The 3,823-nt window shown below is 61.4% G+C and carries 3 protein-coding genes; all 3 read right to left on the bottom strand.

What is annotated here, in order from left to right:
* Positions 1–81 precede the first annotated feature (81 nt).
* From ON00_RS19705 to ON00_RS19695, 3 genes are read right to left on the bottom strand one after another with little or no spacing between them, the layout of a single operon-like run.
* On the bottom strand, positions 82–1,086 hold the full coding sequence (locus ON00_RS19705) for a site-specific integrase (RefSeq protein WP_010409289.1): 1,005 nt from the start codon (positions 1,084–1,086) through the stop codon (positions 82–84).
* Positions 1,083–2,447: a tyrosine-type recombinase/integrase gene (locus tag ON00_RS19700; RefSeq protein WP_010409287.1), complete on the bottom strand. Its 1,365-nt coding sequence runs from the start codon at positions 2,445–2,447 to the stop codon at positions 1,083–1,085. The genes ON00_RS19705 and ON00_RS19700 overlap by 4 nt, the downstream gene beginning before the upstream one ends.
* Positions 2,444–3,676 (bottom strand): site-specific integrase, encoded by a 1,233-nt coding sequence (locus tag ON00_RS19695; protein WP_010409285.1) that lies wholly within the window; start codon positions 3,674–3,676, stop codon positions 2,444–2,446. The genes ON00_RS19700 and ON00_RS19695 overlap by 4 nt, the downstream gene beginning before the upstream one ends.
* Between the last annotated feature and the right edge of the window lie 147 nt (positions 3,677–3,823).

The following is a 3,823-nucleotide window of genomic DNA, read 5'->3' as shown; positions in this document are numbered from 1 at the left end:
CGCGAGGTGTCGATAATGTGAAGGAACGCGGCCAGATTGGCCGAGTTCTGGGGTTTCCTGCCAACGTTCCTTCACATTATTTCAAAGCGTGTCGAGCCAGGCGAGCACGCTTGTATCGCGCTTCCACGAAGGCTGACCGCCGGGTGTTGTCGGAACGGCGACCTGTTCCAGGGCCTTTCGCTTCGTTTCAAGATTGGCCCTGGCATAGTGGTTGGTCGTGTCGAGGCTCACGTGGCCGAGCCAACTGCGGATGACTGTAACATCGACGCCCGCAGATATGAGGTGCACGGCGGTGGCGTGCCGGAAGGCGTGCGGCGTCACGTGCTTGGTACGCAGCGTTGGTGTGGCTTCGGTCGCCGCCTTTACGTAGGCGGCAAGCTTGAATCGGACGCCCGACGCGCTGAGCGGTTCGCCATAGCGGTTAACGAACAGCCGTTGGTCAGGCGCCCGTGGTTGCCGTTCGAGCAGCTTCTTCAGCAGCAAGGCTGTTTCAGGCCAGAGCGGGCAGATGCGTTCCTTCCGTCCCTTGCCGGTCAAGCGCACGCAGCTCGGACTTTCGAACCGGATTGCTTCGGGGCACAAGTCGAGCGCTTCCTGTATTCGTGCGCCGCTGTTGTAGAGGAGCGAGAGCAGCACATGATCGCGCATGCCTTCGAGCGTCGAACGGTCAGGCTGGGCAAGAATTGCCGTCACTTCCGCCGGATCCAGATAGCAGGGCTCCGATACCGGCGCGCGCTTGACGGGTATGTTGAGGATTTCGACGCATTGCGCGATCGATGCAGGATCCCTGGTCGCCACGAAGTGGAAGAAGCTGCGGATTGCGGCAAGCCTGCAGTTGCGCGTGCCGATCGTGCCGCCGCGCTCATGTTCAGCGTAACTGAGGAACGCGGAGACCTCGCTGGCGGCCAGATCAGTCATCGTAATCATAGCCACCTTCCTTCCAGCCCGCTGTGCGACGAACCGCAAGAACAGCCGCCAGGTATCGCGGTATGATCGGACCGTATGTATGGATGCATTGCGCTGCTCGACCAGCCATTCGTAGAAGAACGCGCGCATCAGGTCTGGGAACGGGTTGGCCTTGCTCATGGCTGCACCTCCCGCCCCAAGCTGAGGCAAGGTGCACCCACCACGCGGAACCGCTCGTTTGCGTAATGCAGCAGGTCCTGCGTGACCGTGATGTAGACCAGCGTAGAGTTGATATCCCTATGGCCAAGATAGGTCGCGAGGAACGGCAGGCGATCCTGCGGGTTGATGCCCGTCCGGTACCATTCGAGGATCCGGTTCACGACCATCGAGTGCCGCAGGTCGTGCAGACGCGGTCCCGTTCGCCCCTGCGGTGGCTTCAACCCGGCGCGGCGTATGACGTCAACGAGCAGCCAGGCGACGGCTTGCTTCGTATAGCGGGCACTGCGCTGCTCGTGCCAGAACAGCCCGGACCTCGGGTCCTGCGATGCACCGGCATGGCACCGCACATCGATGTAGGCCCGAAGTTCGGCCATCACAGTGTCGGGCAGCGGCAGTATCCTGGTCTTGTAGAACTTGGTCTGCCGGATCGTGATCGTGCCGCCCTGAAGATCAACATCGCCCAGATCGAGGCGGGCGACCTCGCTGCGCCGCAGGCCCGCGCAATAGGCGAGCAGTAGCATGGTGTAGACACTCAACGGGCGAAGCTGCGCCCGTGGCGAGGGGTAAGAGCGAGCAATGTCGAGCATATGCTGCACGTCGGCAGGCGTATAGATATGAGGTTTGCGCCATTGTTTGGCCACTTCCTTCCCCGGACGTGGGTCCGGTCGGCGCGGTGGGATCGACGGATCCCGGTGGCGGAGTATCTTCGCAAGGACGCGCTTCAGCTTTTCGCATTCGGCAGGATGATTGCGCGTGGCCTTCGCCGTCGCCCAGTGTTCGAGCATCACCCCGATCGGTTCATCCTGTAGCGCCGGGTTCAGCTGTAGGAACCGGTCGAACCGCAAAAGCCACACAGGCTGCGTGGTATATTTGTACCCCCTGTTGCGCATCAGCGTAACGTGCTCGGCCATGATCGCGCCCAGCACGCTGCCGAACGGTTTGGGCTGATGCAGTTTGGCAAGGGCTTGTTCTGGATCGCGTGAAGCCAGAGCGCGCCAGACCGGCTTGCACTGCTTGACGTTACACTCCTTGCGCAGGACGACGACGGGATTGCGGTGGATCGCCCCGGTTTGCACAAGGTGATCGAGGAACCGGTCGATAATGCGGGTGCGGTGGAGCAGCGTCGTTGCCGTCCAACGGTCGGACCACGCCCGCAACCAGGCTACCAGCACATCTTGGCCGAGTTCGGTGTGGCGCGCGGCGACGTCCTGGAAGCTGTGGAGCACCTGTTTGTAATAGGTGCGGCTGTTCTTGCTGCGCAGGCCAAGGTCCGCGAGATAGCGCGCGATCAACAGTCGTTCGGGATCGGGCCATGTCATCATGACAGCACCTCCGATCCCGGAACGTCGAGCGCGATGGCCCGCAGGTCTTCGGTTGCCAGCTTGAGATACGGAGCGGTAGATTCCGTCGAACGATGACCAAGCATATCGCCGATCACCTTTTGCGGGACCGAGGCGCGCAGCATCTCGACCGCGCGGGCATGTCGGAAGATGTGTGGCCCACACTTTCCCGGTGGCTTGACCCCGGCATCCCGGATTCGCCGGAACACGGCACTATGCAGCACCCGGAGCCTTCCATAGGGCGCACGGGTCCGCACGAACACTTCACGGGCGTCAGTTTGCGGTCGTCCCGAGCGCAGATAGGTGAGGATGGCTTCGCCCACCGGAGCCATCAACGGAAGATAGGAACAGGCACGGGTCTTGGTGTGGAGGATGCGGATCGATTCCGTCCGCCAGTCAATATCCTCGATCTTCAGATTGCGGATTTCGCCGGACCTCAGACCATAAGTCGCCAGCAGTTGCAGGATCGCCTGATCTCTGAGCCCGATGGGCGTCGTGTCCTTGCTTGCGGTTTCCAGAACGGCGGCGATCTGATCGCGCTCCAGGATCGAGGGCACCCCTTCATAGGCGTACAATAGCGGCGCGATGACGTGCGGCGACAAGTCGATTTCGGTGCGGCGCGTCCGGTGCAGATAACGCAACAGCGAGCGAAGGCGCTCCGCCACGTCCTTCACCGATTTGCGCGTTTGGTGCGGGCTGCGCATGTCCATGTAACGGTCGATGTCGCCGACGCTCATTTCCATCAGGCTGTCGACGCCGCATCGATCAAGCTGCCAGGCGAGAAAGTTCCGGCCCTCCCACATCAATGCGTAGATGCTGCGCTCCGCAAGGCCCCGCTCCTCGCGCAGCCAGATCTCGTATTCGTCGCAAATCGTAAAGCGCAGCGTGTCAGCAGCACATGTCGCTTTGGGCGCGGGTGGCCAACGGCCCTGTGCAAGCCGCAGTAGGGCGTGGATTCCAGAACGCGGAATGGAGTGCCAACACGGCCCTGGTGGTCGGCCATGACGTTTGCGGAACATCGTGATCGCATGGTGCAAATAGTACCCCACCTGCGCCTCGGTCACCTCCGCGATCGGGATGCTGCGCCGGGCAAGATAGTCGAGGAATCCGCGCGCATAGGCGCAGTAGTTCCCGGCCACCACCGGGCTGTATCGTTGGCTGGTCAGTACGGATCTGAGTTCGGAGATCAGTTCGCAATCGGTATTCGGCATTGACGGCTCCTCTGCTGGTCAAACGACCGCAGAGGTTCGTCGAGAAATAATGCGGAGCAAAGCCAGTCAGATAACGTCGCAATTCTGCGCATTTCAGACACTGAAACTGCGTTCCTTCACATTATCGACACCTCGCGATTACTGGAG

It is taken from the genome of Sphingomonas echinoides ATCC 14820, from assembly GCF_000241465.1.
GTDB lineage: Bacteria > Pseudomonadota > Alphaproteobacteria > Sphingomonadales > Sphingomonadaceae > Sphingomonas > Sphingomonas echinoides.
The sequence above is the reverse complement of the archived record's forward strand: the minus strand, read 5'-3'. Positions and strand labels throughout refer to the sequence as shown.

Excerpts from the sequence above, each read along its gene's own strand:
- ON00_RS19700 (WP_010409287.1), bottom strand. The coding sequence starts at position 2,447 with ATGATGACATGGCCCGATCCCGAACGACTGTTGATCGCGCGCTATCTC.
- ON00_RS19695 (WP_010409285.1), bottom strand. The coding sequence starts at position 3,676 with ATGCCGAATACCGATTGCGAACTGATCTCCGAACTCAGATCCGTACTG.
- ON00_RS19705 (WP_010409289.1), bottom strand. The coding sequence starts at position 1,086 with ATGAGCAAGGCCAACCCGTTCCCAGACCTGATGCGCGCGTTCTTCTAC.